We start from the raw sequence: 20,678 nt of genomic DNA, 5'->3' as shown, positions 1-20,678 counted from the left end.
GTGGAACGGCCCGACCGCGTACGGGGGCGTATCGCCGCCATCGTCAGCGTCATAGGCGAACTGCTCATCACCGCGGGTGTGATCCTGGCCCTCTTCGTCGTCTACTCCCTGTGGTGGACGAACGTCCTCGCCGACCGCGAGGCGAAGAAGCAGGGCAACCACGTCCGCGACAACTGGGCCAGGTCCGGGACGAAGCCCACCGGGCCGGGCGCCCTGGACACCAAGGACGGCATCGGCTTCCTGCACGTACCGGCGATGCGGAACGGCGAGGTGCTGGTCAAGCCGGGCACCGGCACCAAGGTCCTCAACGAGGGCGTCGCGGGCTTCTACCGCGACCCGGTGAAGGCCGGCATGCCCTGGGACAAGGAGGGCAACTTCACGCTCGCCGCGCACCGCGACGGACACGGCGCGAAGTTCCACAACATCGACAAGATCAAGACGGGTGACGCGGTCGTCTTCGAGACCCGCGACGTCTGGTACGTCTACAAGGTCTACGCCGAGCTGAAGCAGACCTCGCGCTACAACGTCGACGTGCTGGACGCCGTGCCGAAGGAGTCCGGGAAGACCGTGCCGGGCCGCTATCTGACGCTCACCACCTGCACGCCCGTCTACACCTCCGACTACCGCTACATCGTCTGGGCGGAGCTGGAGCGCGAGGAGAAGGTCGACGCCCAGCGCACTCCGCCGAAGGAGCTGCGCTGACGCCGCAGGAGGCGGGCTGTGCGCACGACGAAGCCCCGGTGGCCACGGGATGTGGCCGCCGGGGCTTTCGTCATGCGCTGGGGCCGCTCAGTGCTTGCGGCCGCCGATCAGGTTGCCGCCGAAGAAGCCGCCGCCGTCCTGACCGCCGGTCTGGCCGGTGGTGTCGCCGCCCGGACCGGCGTTGGAGCCGCCCGGCACCCCGCCCAGGGTGGTGAGGTTGACCGGGGTGTCCCTGTTGAGCTGGGTGCCGGGCTGCGGGTCGCTCGCCAGCACCAGGGCGTTGTCGTCCTGCGGGCCGTTGATGGTGCCGACCTTCAGACCGGCGTCGGTCAGGGCCTTCTTGGCGTCCTTGAGTTTCTGCTGGAGCACCATGGGCACCGCGGTCTTCTGCGGCGCGCCCTTGGAGACGAAGAGCGTCACCGTGGAGTTGGCCCTGGCGGAGGTGTTGCCGTCGGGGCTCTGCCGGGAGACGGTGCCCGCCGGCTGGGTGGAGTCCTCGTCCTCCCGCTTCACGTCGAAGCCGAGGTCGGTGAGCTGCTTCTTGGCGGTGTCGAAGGGCTGGCCGACCACGGACGGGACGGTCTTGCTGGCCGGGGCCGCGGCGACCGTCAGCGTGATCTCCGTGCCCTTCTCGGCCATGGAGCCCGCCTCCGGGTCCTGGCTGAGCACCAGGCCCGGGGAGGAGGTGGACTCCTGCTGCTTCTGCTTGTAGGAGAAGCCCTGCTTCTCCAGCGCCGCCTTGGCCTCGTCGAACTTCAGGCCGGTGACGTCCGGGACCTTGAGCTGCGCGGCCCCCTCGGACAGGGTCACCTTGACGTCGCCGCCCCGGCCCACCTTGCCCCCGGCCTCCGGGTCCTGGGTGCAGATCTTGTTCTTGGGCACGCCGTCGCAGGGCTTGGTGCCGCTCTGCACGACCTTGAAGTCGCCGTTCTCCCCGAGCTTCTGGGCGTCGGCGAGCGTCTGGCCCTTCAGACTGGGCACCTTCACCTGGGAGTTGTCGGCGCCGCCGCCGAACAGCGACTTGCCGATGAAGATGGCGCCGACGAGCACCAGGATGCCCGCGACGACCAGCAGGATCGTCGAGAGGTTGCTCTTCTTGCCGCCCTGCCCGCGGCGGCCACCGCGGCCGGAGCCGTCGTCGTAGCCGCCGTAGCCACCGCCATAACCGCCGTCGGAGACCGGCGGCATCATCGACGTCTGGCCGACGGCGCCCGCGTGGTCCTGCGGGCGCAGCATGGTGGTCGGCTGGTCCTCGGAGCCGTAGCCCACGACGCCCATGGAGGCGGTGGCGGCGACGGGCTGGCCCTCCAGGGCCGCCTCGATGTCGGCGCGCATCTCGTCGGCCGACTGGTAGCGGTAGTCCGGGTCCTTGGTCAGCGCCTTGAGGACGATGGCGTCGATCTCGGGCGTGATCTCGGGTTCGTAGGTGCTCGGCGGGTTCGGCTCCTCCCGCACGTGCTGATAGGCGACGGCCACCGGCGAGTCGCCGATGAACGGGGGCCGGACCGTCAGCAGCTCGTAGAGCAGGCAGCCCGTGGAGTAGAGGTCGGAACGCGCGTCGACCTGCTCGCCCTTGGCCTGCTCGGGCGAGAGGTACTGGGCGGTGCCGATGACGGCCGCGGTCTGGGTCATGGTCATGCCGGCGTCGCCCATCGCGCGGGCGATGCCGAAGTCCATCACCTTGACTGTGCCGGTGCGGGTCAGCATGACGTTGGCCGGCTTGATGTCGCGGTGGACGATGCCGGCCCGGTGGGAGTACTCCAGCGCCTGGAGGACGCCGATGGTCATCTCCAGCGACCGCTCGGGCAGCAGCTTCCGCCCGGAGTGCAGCAGCTCGCGCAGGGTGGACCCGTCGACGTACTCCATGACGATGTACGGGATCGAGACCCCGTCCACGTAGTCCTCGCCGGTGTCGTACACGGCGACGATCGACGGGTGGTTGAGCGAGGCGGCCGACTGGGCCTCACGGCGGAACCGGGCCTGGAAGGACGGGTCGCGGGCGAGGTCCACCCGCAGCGTCTTCACGGCGACGGTGCGGCCGAGCCGGGTGTCGTGCGCGAGGTAGACCTCGGCCATGCCACCGCGGCCGAGCACCGAGCCCAGCTCGTACCGGCCGCCGAGGCGACGCGGCTCTTCCATAGCTCCAGCCCTTCCGTGTTCCTGACCTCACCGGCGTGGGTCCGGCGGTGTGCTGTCCGGCATACCGTACCCGGCGTGCCGTTCCCCTTCGGGGCGCCACCGGCACCCGATATACGACCGGTATCGACGGATGCGGCGTTCGACTGCGGAGAGTGAGCCGGGTCACTTCTCCGAGTGGATCACCGCTTCCATGACGCTCTTCGCGATGGGGGCGGCCAGCCGGCCACCGGCGATGTCGTCGCGGTCGGTGTCCGAACCCTCGATCACCACCGCCACGGCGACCGGGGAGCCGTCACCGGTCTTCGCGTAGGAGATGAACCAGGCGTAGGGGTTGCCGCTGTTGTCGACACCGTTCTGGGCGGTACCGGTCTTTCCCCCCACCTTGACGCCGTCGATCTTGGCGCTGGTTCCGGTGCCGCTCTCGACCACCGTCTCCATGATGCTCTGCAGCTTCTGCGCGTTCTCCGCGGTGAGCGGCTGGCTCATCTGCTTGGGCTGGTGGGTCTCGATGACGTTCAGGTTCGGCGCGCGCAGCTTGTCGACCATGTACGGCTCCATGAGCTTGCCGTTGTTGGCGACGGCCGCGGCCACCATGGCCATCTGCAGCGGGGTGGCGCGGTTGGACGCCTGGCCGATGCCGGCCATGGCGTTCTGCGGGCGGTTGTCCTTGGGGAAGACGGAGGGAACGGCGCGCACCGGGGTGTCGATCGGCTTGTTGAAGCCGAACTTCTCGGCCTCCTCCATCATCTTCTTGTTGCCCAGGTCGGCGCTGACCTTGCCGAAGACGGAGTTGCAGGAGATCCGCAGCGCCTCGCGCAGCGGGACGTCCTTGCACTGGATCCTGCCTTCGTTCTTCAGCTCGACGCCCGCGGTGTCGGGCAGCATCCACGGCACCGGGGAGTCGGTCTTGGAGTCGACGTCCTTGTAGAGGCCGTTCTCCAGCGCGGCGGCGGCGGTGACGACCTTGAACGTGGAGCCCGGCGGGTAGGTCTGCTTGAGCGCCCGGTTGAGCATGGGCTTGTTCTTGTCGTCGTTGAGATCCTTCCAGGCCTTGCTGTCCCGGGCGCCGGAGATCCGCGAGGGGTCGTACGACGGCGTGGAGGCCAGGGCCAGGATCTTGCCCGTGCGCGGGTCGAGGGCGGCGACCGCGCCCTTCTTGTCGCCGAGGCCCTTGAAGGCGGCTTCCTGCGCCTTGGCGTTGAGGGTGGTGATCACGTCACCGCCCTTCTTGCCCTTGCCGGTGATCATGTCGATCGTCCGGTTGAAGAACAGCCGGTCGTCGTCGCCTGTGAGGACCTTGTCCTCGAGCTTCTCGATCTGGTTGGCGCCGAAGACCTGCGAGGAGTAGCCCGTGACCGGGGCCCACATCTCGCCGTTCTTGTAGGTGCGCTTGTACTTGTAGTCGATGCCGCCGGTCTCCTGGGAGCCGGTGATCTCCTGGCCGTCGACGATGATGTTGCCGCGGGGCTGGCTGTAACGGGCGATGTCGACGCGGTGGTTGTACTTGCTGGTCTTGAGTTCGTCGGCCTGGACGAACTGGAGCCAGTTGTCGCGGATCATCAGGGCCAGGACGAGCAGACCACAGAAGATCGCGATCCGGCGCACGGGCTTGTTCACGGGCGGACCACCTGGGTCATCTCGGCGTCGGGGGACGGGGCGGGGGCCGGGGCCGGACGGCGGGCGGTGTCGCTGATCTTGAGGAGGATCGCGACGAGGGCCCAGTTGGCGAGCACGGACGAACCGCCGTACGCCATGAACGGCATGGTCATACCGGTCAGCGGGATGAGGCCCATCACACCGCCGGCGACGACGAAGACCTGGATGGCGAAGGCGCCGGACAGACCGACGGCGAGCAGCTTGCCGAAGGGGTCGCGGGCGGCCAGGGCGGTCCGTACGCCGCGCTCCACGATCAGGCCGTAGACGAGCAGGACGGCCATGATGCCGGCCAGGCCCAGCTCCTCGCCGACCGTGCCGAGGATGAAGTCGGAGTTGGCGGCGAAGCCGATCAGGTCGGAGTTGCCCTGGCCCCAGCCGGAGCCGAAGACACCGCCGGAGCCGAAGGCCATCAGCGCCTGGCCGATCTGCTCGGTGCCCTTGTGCGTCTCGAACACGGCGAAGGGGTCCAGCCAGGCGTCGACGCGCTCCTGCACGTGGTGCTCGAAGGAGGCGACGCCGACGGCACCCGCCGCCGACATCAGCAGACCGAAGACGATCCAGCTGGTGCGCTCCGTCGCGACGTAGAGCATCACGACGAACATGCCGAAGAACAGCAGCGAGGTACCGAGGTCGGTCTCGAAGACCAGAATGAGGATGGAGAACGCCCAGACGGCCAGGATGGGACCGAGGTCGCGGCCGCGCGGCAGGTACATGCCCATGAAGCGGCGGCTGGCCAGGGCCAGGGCGTCCCGCTTCACCATCAGATAGCCCGCGAAGAAGACCGCGAGGACGATCTTCGCGAACTCACCGGGCTGGAGGGAGCCCAGGCCCGGGATGGTGATCCAGATGCGGGCACCGAACTTCGCGGGGAAGAACATCGGCGCGATCAGCAGGACCAGCGCCACGACCATGGAGATGTAGGTGTAGCGCTGCAGGACGCGGTGGTCCTTGAGAAAGATCACAACGGCCACGAAGAGCGCGATGCCCAGGGCCGAGTAGAGCAGCTGGTTGGGCGCCGAGGGGACGAACTTGAACCCCTGGTTCTTGGCGAGCTGGGCGAGCCGCGGCGACTGGTCGAGCCGCCAGATGAGGATCAGGCCCAGCCCGTTGAGGAGCGTGGCCAGCGGCAGCAGCAGCGGGTCGGCGTACTTGGCGAACTTGCGGACCACCAGGTGGCCGACGCCGGCCAGCAGGCCGAGGCCGATCCCGTAGCCGAGCAGCCCGGAGGGCAGCTCTCCTTCGAGGGCGAGGCCCACGTTGGCGTAGGCGAAGCACGGGATGAACACGGCGAAGGCCAGCAGCGCGAGTTCCGTGTTGCGCCTGCTCGGCGGGCCCACGGTGCTGATCGTCGTGGTGTTGTTCGGCATGGGTGAAATGGCTGACATGGCTGTGGTGGCCCCTACGGCTGCACTATGGAGTGTTGCTGCACTGCTGGACCAACTTCTGCTCTTCCTCGCTGAGGGTGGGGCCCGGTGCCGGAGTGGCCTGGGTGGCGGTGTTCTTGGCGGCACCCGAGACGCGGTCGCCGGCCTGCTTCTCGTTCTCCCGCTTCTGCTGCTCGGCCTTCTGCCGCTCCGCGTCCTTCTTGCACGCGGCGGCCTGCTTGCCCAGTTCCTCGGCCTTCTTCTCGGCCGCATCACGGCTGCCGACCGCGATCGTGTCGACGACACGGCTGCGCTGGTCGACGGGGAGGTACTTGAGTTCGATCTCGGGGTGGTCCTTGGCGAGCTTGCTGAGGCTCACCCACGCCAGGTCCTGGTTGATGCCCTGGTAGACGGCCACGTGGTCGTTGTCCTTGGCGCCCACGTAGTACTGCGTCTGGGTCCAGGCGTAGCCCGCGTAGCCGCCGCCGGCGATGACGCCCAGCACCATCGCGATGATCAGCGACCGCTTGAGCCACTTGCCCTTGGGCCGGGCCTTGACGAAGTCCTCGTCGGTGAACGGCCCGAAGCCGCCGGCGTCCGGCATGCCGCCCAGGGCCGGGTCGCCGCTGCCGGGCGGGCCGAAGCCGCCGGGGGCGCCGTTCTGCGGGGGCACGGGCCGGTTGGCGCGGCCCAGCTCGGCGGCGCGGCCGGCCGGGGTCTGCATGGCGCCGTTGTCGTTGATGTGCAGCTGGTTCTCGGCCACCGCACCGACGATCACCGGCGTGTCGTTGAACTGCCCGGCGACGGTGTCCCCGCCGTCGACGTCGAGGACGTCGGCCACGATGCAGGTGATGTTGTCCGGGCCACCGCCGCGCAGGGCGAGCTGGATCAGCTCCTGCACGGTCTCGTGCGGACCCTGGTAGCTGCCGAGCGTCTCCTCCATCGTCTGGTGGCTGACGACGCCGGAGAGCCCGTCGGAGCAGATCAGATAGCGGTCGCCGGCCCGCACTTCGCGGATGGAGAGGTCCGGCTCCACGTGGTCGCCGCTGCCCAGCGCGCGCATCAGCAGGGAGCGCTGCGGGTGGGTGGTGGCCTCTTCCTCGGTGATGCGGCCCTCGTCGACCAGCCGCTGCACCCAGGTGTGGTCCTGGGTGATCTGGGTCAGCACGCCGTCGCGCAGCAGGTAGGCGCGCGAGTCGCCGACGTGCACGAGGCCGAGCCGCTGCCCGGTCCACAGCAGGGCGGTGAGCGTGGTGCCCATGCCCTCCAGCTGCGGGTCCTCCTCGACCATGAGGCGCAGCTGGTCGTTGGCACGCTGCACGGCAGTGCCGAGCGAGGTGAGGATGTCGGAGCCCGGGACGTCGTCGTCGAGCTGGACGAGGGTGGAGATCACCTCGGAGGAGGCGACCTCGCCCGCGGCCTGGCCGCCCATGCCGTCGGCGATGGCGAGCAGGCGGGGGCCGGCGTAACCCGAGTCCTCGTTGCCCTCCCGGATCATGCCCTTGTGGGATCCGGCGGCGAAGCGCAGTGAAAGACTCATGCGCACCTCGCCTGTCGGCTCCGGGTACAGCCCCTTCCCAGCCACGCTGCCCACCCTCCGGTCGTCATGGTCCTACTACTTCCGCAGCTCGATGACGGTCTTGCCGATGCGGATCGGCGCGCCGAGCGGGATCGGGGTCGGGGTGGTCAGCCGGGTCCGGTCGAGATAGGTGCCGTTGGTCGACCCCAGGTCCTCGACGATCCACTGACCGTCGCGGTCGGGGTAGATCCTGGCATGCCTGCTGGAGGCGTAGTCGTCGTCCAGCACGATCGTGGAGTCGTGGGCACGGCCCAGTGAGATGGTCTGGCCCTGGAGGGCCACCGTGGTCCCGGTGAGGGTGCCTTCCGAGACCACCAGCTTGGTGGGGGCGCCGCGGCGGCCCCGGTCGGCACGGCGGCCGCCGGACTGCTGCTGGCGCTGCTGCGGAGGAGCGGCCTGCGGCGCGCGCTGCGCCTGACCCGCGGCGGCCCCGCGGCGGGAGCCGCGCTGGGTCACGCGGGTGCCGAAGAGATCGCTGCGGATGACCTGGACGGCCACGATGACGAACAGCCACAGTACGGCGAGGAAACCCAACCGCATGACCGTGAGGGTCAGCTCTGACATTGCCCCCGCTTCACCCTTCGGCTTGCCGATAAACGATGGTGGTGCTGCCCACGACGATGCGTGAGCCGTCGCGGAGCGTAGCGCGCGTGGTGTGCTGTCCGTCCACCACGATGCCGTTGGTCGACCCCAGGTCCTGGATCGTCGCGGGGGTGCCGACCCGGATTTCGCAGTGCCGGCGGGAGACGCCGGGGTCGTCGATGCGTACGTCCGCTTCGGTGCTGCGGCCCAGTACGAGGGTGGGCCGCGAGATCTGGTGACGGGTGCCGTTGATCTCGATCCAGCGGCGCGTCTGGGTGCCCGGCACCGCTCCCGGACCCGGTCCGGGGCCGCCCGTGCGGGGCAGGGGACGGACGCCGGGGGGCGGGGAGCTGGGCATGGGCGGCGCGCTCGCGGGGCGCGCCGGGTAGCCGGCGCCGTGGGTGACGGCACCGGGGGCGCCCGGCATCGCCGCGCGCTGGGCGTGCGGGTCCTGCGACTCGCTGGCGGCCAGGGTGCGGCTGCGCACCCGGTACAGACCGGTGTCGAGGTCGTCGGCCTTCTCCAGGTGGACCTTGATGGACCCCATGAAGGTGTACCGCTGCTGCTTGGCGTAGTCGCGGACCATGCCCGACAGCTCGTCGCCGAGCTGGCCGGAGTACGGGCTGAGGCGCTCGTAGTCCGGGGCGCTCAGCTCCACGATGAAGTCGTTGGGGACGACGGTCCGGTCGCGGTTCCAGATCGTGGCGTTGTTGTCGCACTCCCGCTGGAGTGCTCCTGCGATCTCGACCGGCTGCACCTCGGACTTGAACACCTTGGCGAAGGTGCCGTTCACGAGACCCTCGAGTCGCTGCTCGAAGCGCTTCAGTACTCCCACGGGGCACCTCCTTCCCTCAGTGACGTCTCTGATGCTCAGTGTCGTTCCTGATACTGCTTACTGATCGTATCCACGCGTCGGGAAAACGGCTGGTTCCCCTTCGGCGGCAGGAGTGACGAGTGTCGCCCTCGCCGGGCCGCACGTCGTCGCGGTCCCTTCCCCGTCGCCGCACTACGGATCGTAGAGGCGGCTCCGAGTCAGTGTCCCGAAGTCAGTGTCCCGCAACCGGAGCGGTCCCCGCGGCCCCTCGGAGGGCGGCCGGGGACGACGGGTGTGAACACACCCTCCAGGGCGTGCTAATGTTCTGGGTGTCGGAAGGCGAACGGACGAAAACCGGGCGGAAACGCCGGGGGATCGGATGAAAACCGGAAGACGCACCCATGCGCGGGTGGCGGAATAGGCAGACGCGCTGGATTCAGGTTCCAGTGCCCGCAAGGGCGTGGGGGTTCAACTCCCCCCTCGCGCACCATGAGGTACGAAACGGACCTCTCCGAGGTGACATAAGTCACTGCGGAGGGGTCCGTTTCGCTATGTGCCCACACAAGCTCACTGGCCCCGGTGGCCCGGCGGGTCGCTCCCGGCCCGCCCGGGAACGAGCGGGCGGGCCGGGAGCGATCGGCTCAGAGGCCGGGCGGGCGGTGGAAGCCGCCGAGGAGTCGGCCCAGGTGGGCCGCGAAGGCCGTGACGGTGCGGTCGTGCAGGTGGGGGCCGATGATCTGGATGCCCACGGGCAGGCCCTCGGGCGTGCTGCCCGCCGGGACCACGGCCGACGGCAGGGCGGCCAGGCCCGCGAGGTTGGCCCAGGCGGACTGGTCCCAGTACGGGCGGCTCCCGCCGTTCACGGTGATGGTGCGGGCGCCGGCGTTCGGGCTGTGGTCGTGGGGGATCGCCGCGGTCGGGGTGACCGGGCACAGCAGCACGTCGTGGGTCTCGAAGTACGCCGCCCAGCGGGCGCGCAGCTGCGCGCGCTTCTCCTCCGCGAAGTGCCAGTCGCGCAGGCGCTGGGTGATGCCGCGCAGGAACAGCGCGCCCGGGGAGCCGTCGTCGGCGGGCAGCCGGTCCGCGGCGCCGCAGGCCCGCTCGTAGTCCTCGTCCGTCCAGCCGACGCTGCCGACGCCCAGCAGCATCCGCTGGAAGAGGTCGCTCGACTCGGCGAAGCCGACGGGGCGCGTCACCGGGTCCAGGTCGGCCCCGGCGGCCTTGAGCGCGGCCACGGCGGCGTCCAGGACGGTGGCCACGGAGCCGTCGACGGGGCAGTGCGGGTCGTCGAGCCAGACCCCGGTCCGGAAGCCGGCCAGGGTCGTGGCGCGGGGGGCGGGCAACCGCAGGCGCCAGGCGGCGGCCTGCTCGTCGGCGGGCCCGGCCAGCACGTCCAGCCCGAGTTCGAGGTCCTCGGCGGTGCGCCCGAGCGGACCGGCCACGGACATGTCGCTGCTGGTCAGCCAGCCGGGCGCACGGGGGATGTGACCGCGCATGGGGACGATGCCGTAGGAGGGCCGCAGCGTGTACACGCCGCAGTAGGCGGCCGGGAGGCGGAGCGATCCGGCGAGGTCGCTGCCGAGTTCGAGGCCGGTGAACCCCGCGGCGACGGCGACTGCGGAGCCGCCCGACGAGCCGCCCGGCGTACGGCCGTGGTCCCAGGGGTTGTTGGTGGTGCCGAAGACGGGATTGTGGGTCTGCACGTCGCGGGCGAGCGTGGGCACGTTGGTCTTGCCGAAGACGATCGCGCCCGCCGCGCGCAGCCGGGCGACGGGGACCGCGTCGTGCGCGGGCAGGTGGTCGGCCAGGTCCTCGGCGCCCGCGGTCGTCCGCAGGCCGGCGGTCTCGAAGGTGTCCTTGACCGTCATGGGCAGGCCGTGGAGCGGGCCCAGGCTCTCGCCCCGGGCGGCGGCCTCGTCCGCCGCCGCGGCCTGTGCGCGGGCGCGCTCCGGGTCGAGGGTGACGACGGCGTTGACGGCCGGGTTCAGCCGCTCGACGCGGGACAGGAAGTGGTCGAGCAGCTCGACGCTGGAGAGTTCGCGGCGGCGCAGCGCGGCCACGAGTCGGCCCGCTGGCCAGAAGGCCGGGTCGGCATCGCCGGCGGGCGCGGGGGAGGCCGCGCCGGGGGCGTCGTCGGGAGCTGCTTCGTGCGGGGAAGGCATGGCTATCTCCGGGGGTTTCCGTCGGATACGGACTCGGGTGCCGACTCGGCTGCGGAACCCGTCGAGGGCTCCGCCGTCGGCTCGGGAGCGGGTACGGGCTCCGGTGTGCGCCGTGGTGCGCGCGCGGGGGCGGGCACGGACGCGGGCTTGTGGTGGGGGTGGTGCAGGGCGGCCTCGGCTGCGATCGGGGAGCCGGTGAAGGCCCGGGTGACCTTGACCAGGCGGGCCGTCTCCGCGGCGAGGCCGGAGTGCTCGGCGGCCGGTGCCGGGGCCGGGGGCGGGGGCGGGGTGGGAGCGGCGGCCGCGGCGGTGCCCGGGGCCTGTTCCCGGGCGCGGAGCGCGGATCTGAGCTGTGCCGCTTCCACGGTCGCCGTGATGTCCTCCGGGGACAGGCCGGCCGCCCGGCCCAGGCGCTCCACGGCCTCCGTGACCGCGGGGTCGACGTGGCTGCGCAGCGCGAGCTGCCCGTCGCGGATCTCGATGACCCGGCGGTAGAGGTGGAAGTCCGGGCTGCGCAGCGCAAACCTTTCGGAGAACGCCGAGGAGGGCGGCTCCAGGGCGATTTCCGGCGCGACCCGGTAGAGGGCGCGCCACAGGGGGTGCAGGCGGTAGTAGTCGAGGCTGTTCCGGTACCACTGGTGAGCCCGGCTCAGATACGGCCCCCACCCCGGCAGGGTCCAGCCGATGATGGAGAGCAGGGCACCGACGTCGCCGAAGGTCCAGGCGTACTCGCCCCATTTGTAGAGGTCGAGATCGAGCAGATTGCCGATGGTGTTCGCGGCCCGGATGACGCTGAACATCAGGGTGAACCAGCAGCCGACCGCCGTGACGTGCAGTCCGCGCTTGAGCCAGGGATGGCTGCAGATCTTCGCGTAGCGCCTGCACAGATATCCGGTCTCCACCTGGCCGAAGGTGTACATGGCGAGGTAGAGCAGCAAATAGATCGCGTGATACTTCTCGCCGATGTGCCGGAGCACGAAATCCTTGGGGTGCTGCGTCTGCGCGTTCATCAGGAAGAACAGGACGACGAGCGCGGCCATCACGAGCGCGGCCGCCAGCATGCGCCCGGCGGCCGTACGCCGGGCTTTCTCCGGAGGGTGGACCCAGTAGGCGAGCAGCACCTGCTGGCCCACGATGAGGGCCATCACACAGCACTGGGCCAGCAGGGCGGCGACATTGGGGAGGCCGAGTAACCGGTCGATGCGCACCCATATCGGCGGGATCGAGATGACGAAGCTCAGCAGCGAGAAGCCGAGCACCGAGCAGAGGGCGACGAGGGCCGGATCGCGCGGCGAACCGCGCAGGTGCCGCGCTTTGTAGAGCAGGCCGGTGAGGGCGAAGAAGGCACAGACGCTGTGCAGGGTCGAATTCATTCCTTGTTCCTGGGCCGGTGCAGCAGGGAACGCTCCACCCTTTCGACGACCGCGGCCTCGGCGCACGGGACCGGAGGCTCGCTTTGCGGGGAACTTCTGACCGCCTTCTTGAGGATCAACGAGGCGATCAGCTCGGCCTCTTGTTCCTCCAGCGCGCTGTAATGGGTCCGGCTCAGCACCCGTTCGATCAATTCCGGTGAGAGGGTGGGCATGACCAGCCGCGACGTCTCGAGACTCGTGACCGTGGCGGCATTGTGGTCGCACAGCAGATGGCCCAGTTCGTGGGCGATGATGTGTTCCTGGTGGAGCGTGCTCGTGCGCTCCTCGTAGAAGATGTAGTCGACGTCCGCCGCGGAAATCCACAGCCCGGAGGGCGTGCCGGGCGCCATCGCCATCGGCTCCAGGTGGATGGGCCGGCCGTTCCGCTCGGCGATGTGACGGGCCAGCGCCCGCACGTCGAAGGGGCTCGGTATGTCGAGCCCGCGCACGATGGCGGTGCAGCGGCGGTGCAGGTTCCTACGACTCATGTGCCCTCCCCAGCACCCGGCCAACCCCGCTGCGCAGTGGCTCCCGGCGCCGTCTGCGTGACAAGAGCGTAACCTTCTGCGCCACTGCGCGATGCCCCATTCCGCCTGGTACGTACCGATGGGGGGCCGGGGCGGGGCTCCGCTGTCAGCGGATGGCGGTACCTTCGGGGGCAGTTGACGTCTGTGCAAGGCGCGCCGTGGTGAAGGGGGAGGTGGCGCCGCGATGTCGCGACTGCCGTACGTACCGGGGTTCGCCCGGCCGGTGGCCGAGGGTGTCGGCCGCAAGGGGGCCAGGGCGGCCGGGAAGGCCCTGCGCGAGAGCGTGCCCCGCTCGGCGCACGGCGACTGGAAGCCGGACGCCGGGCGGCCCGGCGCCGTGGAGACCGTGCAGGCGTCCAACGCCGGGCGGCTGCCGGAGCTGACTCCCATACGGGTGGGCCGGATGGCGGCCTCGCCCTTCGCCTTCCTGCGCGGCTCGGCCGGGCTCATGGGGTACGACCTGGCGGGCACGGCCGTCACGGGCGTCGGCGCCCAGCTGTGCGGTGACGCGCACGCGGCCAACTTCGGGCTCTACGGCGACGCCCGCGGCGAACTGATCATCGACCTCAACGACTTCGACGAGACCCTGTACGGGCCCTGGGAGTGGGACGTCAAGCGCCTCGCCGCCTCGCTGGTGCTGGCCGGGCGGGAGACCGGGGCGGACGAGGACGCCTGCCGTGCGGCCGCGCGGGACGCGGTGGGTGCCTACCGGCACACCATGCGGCTGCTGGCCCGGATGCCGGTGGTCGAGGCGTGGAACGCCATCGCCGACGAGGAGCTGGTCTCCCACGCCGACGCCCACCAGCTGGTGGGCACGCTGGAGCGCGTCGTCGAGAAGGCCCGGCGGAACACCTCCGCGCGCTTCGCGGCGAAGGCCACCGAGCGGGACGGCGAGGGCGGCCGCAGGTTCCTGGACGCCCCTCCGGTGCTGCGCCGCATACCCGAGCGGGAGGCCGCCGCGGTCGCCGCGGCGCTGGGCGAGTACCTGGGCACGCTGCCGCCGGAGCTGCTGCCGCTGCTGGCGCGGTACGAGGTGCAGGACGTGGCGTTCCGGGTGGTGGGCACCGGGAGCGTCGGCCTGCGCTCGTACGTGGTGCTGCTGCTCGACCACCGGGGCGAGCCGCTGGTGCTCCAGGTGAAGGAGGCCCGGGCCTCGGTGCTGCTGCCCTATGCGGAAAAGGCGGGCTTCGAGGCGCCGGCGGCCGGGCACGAGGGGCGGCGCGTGGTGCTCGGGCAGAAGTCGATGCAGGTCGTCAGCGATGTCCTGCTGGGCTGGACGACGGCCGAGGGGCGGTCGTACCAGGTCCGGCAGTTCCGCAATCGCAAGGGCAGCGTGGACCCGGCGGCCCTGGCCCCCGACGAGATGGACGACTACGGCCGGATGACGGGCGCCTTGCTGGCCCGCGCCCATGCGCACAGCGCGGACCCGCTGCTCATCAGCGGCTACTGCGGCAAGAACGAGGAGCTGGACGAGGCCGTGGCCGCGTTCGCGGTGAGTTACGCGGACCGCACGGAGCGGGACCACGCGGAGCTGCTCGCCGCAGTGCGCGGTGGCCGGATAGCGGCGGAACTGGGGGTCTAGAAGGACACCCGGGTGGCGGGCCTGCCGGAACCGGTGCCCCGGGCCGGCGGCCACCTCGTACCCTTGGCCGGGTGACGAATCCGGAAGCCGAAATTTCCGACGAGCCGCACGCGGAGGAGCCCGGCACCGAGCGCCTCGCGGCGGCCGTGCGGGCCGCCGAGCAGGCGCTGATCGAGTTCGAGATAGCGGTGGAGACCTTCCGCGTGGAGGTGGAGAACTTCTCCCGCCTCCACCACGAGCGGCTCGGCCCGATGTACGCCCGGCTCGACGAGCTGGAGGCGCGGATCGCGGAGGCGGTCGCGGCGCGCACGGGCGACCCCGAGGACCTGCGGCGGGCGCGCGAGGCGCGCTCGCTGGTGCAGCCCCTGCCGGGAGCGGAGGAGCTGCTCGGCGGCTGGCTGGACGAGCAGGGCTTCTCGCCCGAGGCGGCCGCCATGCTGACCGGGAAACCGGTGAGCCCGCCCAAGCGGGTGCGGCCCAGCGACGAGGCCCGCCGGGCCTATCGCGAGCTGGTCCGCAAGGCCCACCCGGACCTGGCCCTGGACGAGCCGGACCGGCTGCGGCGCGAGGACTTCATCGTGCGGGTCAACGCCGCGTACGGCGACGGGGACGAGGCGCGGCTGCGCGCGCTGGCCGAGGAGTGGGCGGCGGGCCCGGCCCCGGCCGAGCCCCGGCCGAGCCGCAGCGAGGAGCTGTACGCGCGCCTGGAGTGGCTGGCCCGGCGCAAGGAGCTGCTGTCCGTGGTGGCCGCCGACCTGGAGTCGTCCGCGATCGGCGCCATGATCAAGATGGCTCCGGAGGACCCGGACGGGCTGCTGACGGAGATCGCCGACGGGCTGCTGGCGCAGATCGCCGAGCGTGAGGCGCAGCTGGCCGGACTGCTCGGCGGCGCCGGATAGCGGACGTCGGGTAGCGTCGGAGGCATGCATTTTGGTTCCGGTATCCCCACGGTCGGCGTCGACACCCTCTCGTCCGACGATTTCCTGCTGGACGTGCGCGAGGACGACGAGTGGCGGGCGGGGCACGCCGAGGGCGCGCTGCACATCCCGATGAGCGAGTTCGTCGCGCGCTTCGGCGAGTTGACGGAGAAGGCGCCCGACGGCGGCCGGATCAACGTCATCTGCCGTTCCGGCGGCCGCTCCGCGCAGGTCACGGCCTACCTGGTGCAGCAGGGCCTGGACGCGGCCAATGTGGCCGGCGGCATGCAGGACTGGGCGGCCAGCGGCCGCCCGGTGACGGCCGAGGGCGGCGCTCCCGGCGCCGTGATCTAGGGAGTCTGCTTCAGGCCGGAGGGTGGGCGGCCAGCAGGTCGCCCAGGGCCTCCACATGCGCGGCCGCCGGGCCGAGGGACAGCTCCAGCTGCTTGGCCCAGGCGTGATAGCGGTGCAGGGCGTATTCGGTGTCCGCGCCGAAGCCGCCGTGGAGGTGGTGGGCGGTCTGGACGACCCGGCGCACGCCCTCCGAGGCCCAGACCTTGGCCACGGCGATGTCGGCGGCCGCCGGCAGGGCATCACCGGCCGCACCGCCGGACTCGATGCGCCAGGCGGCCTGCCAGAGCGTGGCCTCCATCGCCCGCAGGTCGATGTAGCGGTCGGCCGACTGGACGGCCACCGCCTGGAAGGTGGCGAGCGGGAAGCCGAACTGCTCCCGCTTGCTCGTGTACGCGCTCGTCATCGCAGCCGCGGCCTCGCCGAGGCCGAGTGCCAGGGCGCAGGTGCCGGTCGTCAGCAGTGCGCGCAGCTCCTCCCAGGCCCCGTCGGCGGTGATCACTTCGCCGCTTCCGGCGCGCACCGAGTCCAGGTGCACTTCCGCCTGGCGCTCGCCGCTGGTGGAGACCTGGTCGGCGAGGCGGATGCCGGGGCAGTCGCGGGGGACCAGGGCAAGGACGGGACGGTCCTGCCCGGAGCGGGCGGGCAGCAGGATCCGGTCGGCGGTGCGGGCCCAGGGCACGGCGGTCTGCATCCCGTCGAGGAGCCAGCCGTCGCCGTCGGGGCGGGCGGTCACGGCCCGCTCGGCCGCGTCGTGGCCGGTGCGGCCGTGGGCGGCCACGGTGACGACGAGGTCGCCCCGGCCGATGCCCGGCAGCAGCGGCTGTATGCCGGCGCCGCCGTGGGTGCCCAGGGTGCGGGCGGCGGCGCTGTGCTCCAGCAGGGGGACGCGGGCCAGGACCCGCCCGGCCTCCCGCAGGACCAGGCACAGGGCGATGGGCCCGAGCCCGGCGCCGCCGTGCGCGGCCGGGAGCAGGAGGCTCAGCAGGTCGGCTGCGGCGAGCCGGCGCCACAGCGGGCGGTCGAAGTCCTCGGCGACCGCACCGGGGACGAGGGCCGGGCTGGGCACCCCGTCGGGGGCGACCCCGGCGAAGACCGCCTCGGCCGCCTCGGCGGCGGCCTGCTGCTCCTCGGTGAAGGCGAAGTCCACGGCCCGCCCCTTCCATCTCTGGGCGATTGACTGACGGATTAGCTGACGATCCGTCAAGTTAGATGAGATGGTGCCAATGGGGAACAGTGGCGGCCGTGTTCGGCGTGCGGGTGTGTCAGCGGTCGAAGTCCAGCTCCACCTGCTCGGTGACCGGATGGGACTGGCAGGCCAGTACATATCCGGCGGCCAACTCCTCCTGCTCCAGCGCGAAGTTGCGGTCCATTCGCACCTCGCCCGACACCAGGAACGCCCGGCACGTCCCGCACACCCCGCCCTTGCACGCATAGGGCGCGTCGGAGCGGTTGCGCAGCACCGTCTCCAGGAGTGGCTCGCCGTCCTGCACCGGCCAAGTGCCGCTGCGGCCGTCGAGCTTGGCGGTGACCGTGCTGTGGGCCGGGGCCTGGGCGGTCACGCGGCCGGAGACGGCGTCCGCCGGTATCTCCTCGGCGTGGAAGATCTCCTCGTGGATCCGGTCCCGGCCGACACCGAGCCCGCGCAGCGCCTTCTCGGCACCCCGCACCAGACCGTGGGGGCCGCACAGGTACCAGCCGTCGACGCTCTCGACCCGGAGCAGCGCGGGCAGCAGCTGCCGCAGCCGCTGCTCGCCGAGCCGCCCGGACGCCGGGCCCGCGTCCTGCTCCTCGCGGGAGAGGGTCTGGACCAGCTGAAGCCGGTCGGGGTAGCGGTCCTTGAGGTCGGCGACCTCGTCCAGGAACATCGTCGACGCCGTGGTGCGGTCGCTGCGCACGAGGCAGAAGCGGGCTTCCGGCTCCCGGGCGAGCAGGGTGGCGACCATGGACAGGACGGGCGTGATCCCGCTGCCGCCGACGATCGCGGCGAAGTGCCCGGGGCGCGGCTCCAGCACGAACCGCCCGGCCGGGGCCATGACCTCGACGCTGTCCCCCGCTGCCAGTTCCTTGAGCGCATAGGTCGAGAACGCGCCCCCGTCCACCAGCCGCACCCCCACCCGCAGCGTCTCGGGCCCCTCGGGGCCGGTCGCGGGGCCGCAGATGGAGTACGTGCGGCGTATCTCGGCGCCGTCCAGGGTGCGGCGCAGGGCCAGGTGCTGGCCGGGGGCGTGCCGGAACTCCGTGCGCAGCTCGGGGGGCACGGCGAGGGTCACGGCGACCGAGTCGTCGGTGAGCGGTTCGACGGCCGTCACCCGGAGCGGGTGGAAGGCGCCATGACGGGCCGCTGCCATCTACAACTCCTTGAAGTGGTCGAAGGGTTCGCGGCATGCCTCGCAGCGGCGCAGGGCCTTGCAGGCGGTGGAGGAGAAGCGGCTGAGCAGCGTGGTGTCGGCGGAGCCGCAGTGGGGGCACCGCACCGGTTCGGCCGCGGCGGCCGTCCGGGTGGGGCCGAGCTGCACTTCCACCGGGCCCGGGGCCTGCGGGCCGTGGCGCGGGGGCGCTATGCCGGACTCGGCGAGCTTCCGGCGGCCCTCGTCCGTGATGTCGTCCGTGGACCAGGCGGGGGCCAGCACGGTCCGGACGGAGACCTCCTGCTGCCCGTGCTCCCGGAGCACCCGCTCGATGTCCGCCGACATCGCCTCCACGGCGGGACAGCCGGTGTAGGTGGGGGTCAGCTCGACCTCCACCCTGCCGGGGCCGGTGACGTGCAGGCCGCGCAGCACGCCCAGCTCGGCCAGGGTGAGGACCGGCAGCTCGGGGTCGGGGACGGCTCCGGCCAGTGTGCGGAGTTCCTCCTCGAGGGGGGTGGGCCCCGTGGGCGTGGTCACCATGTCGCCCCCGGGTGGCTGCGGTGCAGGTGCTGCATCTCCGCGAGCATCCGCCCGAACGGCTCGGTGTGGACGCCCTGTCGGCCCGCGCCCGCCGCCCACGCCCCGGCCTGCGGGCCTTCGGGGAGGGTGAGCGTGGCGTCGGCCACCACGTCCGTCACCCGGGCGAGCCAGCCGTCCCGCAGCGCGGCCCAGTCCACGGACAGGCCCTCGACGGGTTCGAACAGCTCGCCGGTGTACCGCCACAGCGCGTCCAGGGCGCGCTGCATCCGGCCGTGGCTCTCCTCGGTGCCGTCGCCGAGCCGCAGGGTCCAGTGCTCGGCGTGGTCGCGGTGGTAGTCGACCTCCTTGACGGCCTTCGCGGCCAGCGGCGCCAGCGGCCCGTCCCCGGCGGCCAGTTGCCCGTAGAGCAGGTGCTGGTAGACGGAGAAGTACAACTGGCGGGCGATGGTGTGGGCGAAGTCGCCGTTGGGCTGCTCGACGAGCTGGACGTTGCGGAACGCACGCTCCTCGCGCAGGTAGGCCAGCTCGTCCTCGTCGCCGATGAGGGAGAGCAGCGTGCGGGCCTGGCCGAGCAGGTCGAGGGCGATGTTGGCGAGCGCGACCTCCTCCTCCAGGACGGGGGCGTGCCCGGCCCACTCGCCGAGCCGGTGGGAGAGCACGAGCGCGTCGTCGCCGAGAGCGAGTGCGGCGGTCACAGGTGGCGCACCCCCTCGGGAATGTCGTAGAAGGTCGGGTGGCGGTAGGCCTTGTCGGCGGCGGGCTCGAAGAAGGGGTCCTTCTCGTCCGGCGAGGAGGCGGTGACGTACGCGGAGGGCACCACCCAGATGGAGACGCCCTCGGAGCGCCGGGTGTAGAGGTCGCGGGCGTTGCGCAGGGCCATCTCGGCGTCGGGCGCGTGCAGGCTGCCGGCGTGGGTGTGCGAGAGCCCGCGCCTGCTCCGGACGAACACTTCCCACAGCGGCCAGTCGGTGCCGGTCATGCCTTTGCCTCCCCGTGTCCGGCGGTGTGCTTGGTGGCGTACGCGGCCGCCGCCTCGCGTACCCAGGCGCCCTGTTCGTGGGCCCTCCTGCGCTGGCCGAGGCGCTGGTCGTTGCAGGGGCCGTTGCCGCGCAGTACGTCGTGGAACTCGTCCCAGTCGATGGGGCCGAAGTCGTAGTGCCCGCGCTCCTCGTTCCAGCGCAGGTCGGGGTCGGGGAGGGTGAGTCCCAGCGACTCGGCCTGGGGGACGCAGATGTCCACGAAGCGCTGGCGCAGCTCGTCGTTGGAGTGCCGCTTGATCTTCCAGGCCATGGACTGGGCGGAGTGCGCCGATTCGTCGTCGGGCGGGCCGAACATCATCAGGGACGGCCACCACCAGCGGTCCACCGCGTCCTGCGCCATCGCGTGCTGGGCCGCCGTGCCCCGGCTGAGGGTGAGGAGGAGTTCGTAGCCCTGGCGCTGGTGGAAGGACTCCTCCTTGCAGATGCGGATCATGGCGCGGGCGTAGGGCCCGTAGGAGCAGCGGCAGAGCGGCACCTGGTTGGTGATGGCAGCGCCGTCCACCAGCCAGCCGATGGCGCCCACGTCGGCCCAGGTCAGGGTGGGGTAGTTGAAGATCGAGGAGTAGCGCTGGCGGCCCGCGTGCAGCTTGTCGAGCAGCTCGTCGCGGCCGGTGCCCAGGGTCTCGGCGGCGCTGTAGAGGTACAGGCCGTGGCCCGCTTCGTCCTGCACCTTGGCCATCAGGATCGCCTTGCGGCGCAGCGAGGGCGCCCGGGTGATCCAGTTGGCCTCCGGCTGCATGCCGATGATCTCGGAGTGGGCGTGCTGGGCGATCTGCCGGACGAGGGTGGCGCGGTAGGCGTCGGGCATCCAGTCGCGTGGCTCGACGCGCTCGTCCGCGGCCACCGTGGCGTCGAACGCCGTCTCCAGTGCTTTGTCCGGCGCCGCTGTTTCCGGCGCGGTCGTCGTCATGCCGTGGCCCCCTCGCTCTGGGCGAATCCCAACCGACCGATCGTTCGGTT

General features: G+C 71.5%; 18 protein-coding genes, 1 tRNA gene and 1 pseudogene. 5 read left to right on the top strand and 15 right to left on the bottom strand.

What is annotated here, in order from left to right; translation table 11 throughout:
* Complete coding sequence (locus AC1Z4A_RS15455) at positions 1–702, top strand: class E sortase (protein WP_483679363.1); 702 nt, start codon at positions 1–3, stop codon at positions 700–702.
* Positions 703–789: 87 nt separating this feature from the next.
* Here AC1Z4A_RS15455 and pknB read toward each other — a convergent pair whose 3' ends face one another.
* The 6 genes from pknB to AC1Z4A_RS15425 all read right to left on the bottom strand — a co-directional run bounded on the left by pknB (position 790) and on the right by AC1Z4A_RS15425 (position 8,857).
* The gene (gene pknB / locus AC1Z4A_RS15450) at positions 790–2,841 is read right to left on the bottom strand and encodes a Stk1 family PASTA domain-containing Ser/Thr kinase (protein WP_483679362.1); all 2,052 of its coding nucleotides are present in this window, start codon (positions 2,839–2,841) and stop codon (positions 790–792) included.
* A 162-nt stretch (positions 2,842–3,003) separates the two neighbouring features.
* The gene (locus AC1Z4A_RS15445) at positions 3,004–4,458 is read right to left on the bottom strand and encodes a peptidoglycan D,D-transpeptidase FtsI family protein (protein ID WP_483679360.1); all 1,455 of its coding nucleotides are present in this window, start codon (positions 4,456–4,458) and stop codon (positions 3,004–3,006) included.
* Complete coding sequence (locus AC1Z4A_RS15440; RefSeq protein ID WP_483679359.1) at positions 4,455–5,882, bottom strand: FtsW/RodA/SpoVE family cell cycle protein; 1,428 nt, start codon at positions 5,880–5,882, stop codon at positions 4,455–4,457. The genes AC1Z4A_RS15445 and AC1Z4A_RS15440 overlap by 4 nt, the downstream gene beginning before the upstream one ends.
* Before the next feature lie 25 nt (positions 5,883–5,907).
* Entirely contained in the window at positions 5,908–7,401 is a 1,494-nt protein-coding gene (locus AC1Z4A_RS15435; protein ID WP_483679357.1) for a PP2C family protein-serine/threonine phosphatase, read from the bottom strand.
* A gap of 75 nt (positions 7,402–7,476) precedes the next feature.
* The gene (locus tag AC1Z4A_RS15430) at positions 7,477–8,004 is read right to left on the bottom strand and encodes an FHA domain-containing protein FhaB/FipA (protein ID WP_483679356.1); all 528 of its coding nucleotides are present in this window, start codon (positions 8,002–8,004) and stop codon (positions 7,477–7,479) included.
* 10 nt (positions 8,005–8,014) lie between these two features.
* Positions 8,015–8,857: an FhaA domain-containing protein gene (locus AC1Z4A_RS15425; protein ID WP_483679354.1), complete on the bottom strand. Its 843-nt coding sequence runs from the start codon at positions 8,855–8,857 to the stop codon at positions 8,015–8,017.
* A gap of 382 nt (positions 8,858–9,239) precedes the next feature.
* On the opposite strand from AC1Z4A_RS15425, the gene AC1Z4A_RS15420 reads away from it, so the two are divergent.
* Positions 9,240–9,326 (top strand) — tRNA-Leu (locus AC1Z4A_RS15420).
* A 151-nt stretch (positions 9,327–9,477) separates the two neighbouring features.
* On the opposite strand, the gene AC1Z4A_RS15415 is transcribed toward AC1Z4A_RS15420, so the two are convergent.
* The 3 genes from AC1Z4A_RS15415 to AC1Z4A_RS15405 are packed head-to-tail and all read right to left on the bottom strand — an operon-like array spanning position 9,478 to position 12,898.
* Complete coding sequence (locus tag AC1Z4A_RS15415) at positions 9,478–10,998, bottom strand: amidase (protein ID WP_483679353.1); 1,521 nt, start codon at positions 10,996–10,998, stop codon at positions 9,478–9,480.
* Positions 10,999–11,000: 2 nt separating this feature from the next.
* Positions 11,001–12,371, bottom strand: a complete 1,371-nt coding sequence (locus AC1Z4A_RS15410; protein WP_483679352.1) for an MAB_1171c family putative transporter — start codon at positions 12,369–12,371, stop codon at positions 11,001–11,003.
* Positions 12,368–12,898, bottom strand: coding sequence for a hypothetical protein (locus AC1Z4A_RS15405; protein WP_483679351.1), 531 nt, complete (start codon positions 12,896–12,898; stop codon positions 12,368–12,370). Before AC1Z4A_RS15405 ends, AC1Z4A_RS15410 begins: the two co-directional genes overlap by 4 nt.
* 223 nt (positions 12,899–13,121) lie before the next feature.
* Between AC1Z4A_RS15405 and AC1Z4A_RS15400 the strand changes: the two are divergent.
* The 3 genes and pseudogenes from AC1Z4A_RS15400 to AC1Z4A_RS15390 all read left to right on the top strand — a co-directional run.
* Positions 13,122–14,417, top strand: a pseudogene (locus AC1Z4A_RS15400) (DUF2252 domain-containing protein); the annotation flags it as partial.
* Positions 14,384–15,418 carry a hypothetical protein gene (locus AC1Z4A_RS15395; protein ID WP_483683605.1) on the top strand — a complete coding sequence of 345 codons (1,035 nt, stop codon included), beginning with the start codon at positions 14,384–14,386 and terminating at the stop codon, positions 15,416–15,418. The pseudogene AC1Z4A_RS15400 and the gene AC1Z4A_RS15395, both read left to right, overlap by 34 nt.
* 24 nt (positions 15,419–15,442) lie before the next feature.
* Positions 15,443–15,790, top strand: a complete 348-nt coding sequence (locus AC1Z4A_RS15390) for a rhodanese-like domain-containing protein (RefSeq protein WP_483679350.1) — start codon at positions 15,443–15,445, stop codon at positions 15,788–15,790.
* 10 nt (positions 15,791–15,800) lie between these two features.
* Here the strand turns inward: AC1Z4A_RS15390 and AC1Z4A_RS15385 are convergent, their stop codons facing one another.
* The 6 genes from AC1Z4A_RS15385 to paaA all read right to left on the bottom strand — a co-directional run bounded on the left by AC1Z4A_RS15385 (position 15,801) and on the right by paaA (position 20,628).
* Entirely contained in the window at positions 15,801–16,937 is a 1,137-nt protein-coding gene (locus tag AC1Z4A_RS15385) for an acyl-CoA dehydrogenase family protein (protein WP_483679349.1), read from the bottom strand.
* 115 nt (positions 16,938–17,052) lie between these two features.
* Entirely contained in the window at positions 17,053–18,138 is a 1,086-nt protein-coding gene (locus AC1Z4A_RS15380; RefSeq protein WP_483679348.1) for a 2Fe-2S iron-sulfur cluster-binding protein, read from the bottom strand.
* A complete protein-coding gene (gene paaD, locus AC1Z4A_RS15375; protein ID WP_483679347.1) occupies positions 18,139–18,678 on the bottom strand; it encodes a 1,2-phenylacetyl-CoA epoxidase subunit PaaD in 540 nt (179 codons plus the stop codon). It lies immediately after the preceding gene.
* Positions 18,672–19,373, bottom strand: coding sequence for a 1,2-phenylacetyl-CoA epoxidase subunit PaaC (paaC, locus tag AC1Z4A_RS15370; protein ID WP_483679343.1), 702 nt, complete (start codon positions 19,371–19,373; stop codon positions 18,672–18,674). The genes paaD and paaC overlap by 7 nt, the downstream gene beginning before the upstream one ends.
* Positions 19,370–19,657 carry a 1,2-phenylacetyl-CoA epoxidase subunit PaaB gene (gene paaB, locus AC1Z4A_RS15365; RefSeq protein WP_483679341.1) on the bottom strand — a complete coding sequence of 96 codons (288 nt, stop codon included), beginning with the start codon at positions 19,655–19,657 and terminating at the stop codon, positions 19,370–19,372. Before paaB ends, paaC begins: the two co-directional genes overlap by 4 nt.
* Positions 19,654–20,628, bottom strand: a complete 975-nt coding sequence (gene paaA, locus AC1Z4A_RS15360) for a 1,2-phenylacetyl-CoA epoxidase subunit PaaA (protein WP_483679340.1) — start codon at positions 20,626–20,628, stop codon at positions 19,654–19,656. The genes paaB and paaA overlap by 4 nt, the downstream gene beginning before the upstream one ends.
* Positions 20,629–20,678 lie beyond the last annotated feature (50 nt).

Source organism: Streptomyces sp. 17_S59, assembly GCF_056930295.1.
This window is presented reverse-complemented; position numbering and strand designations above follow the sequence as displayed.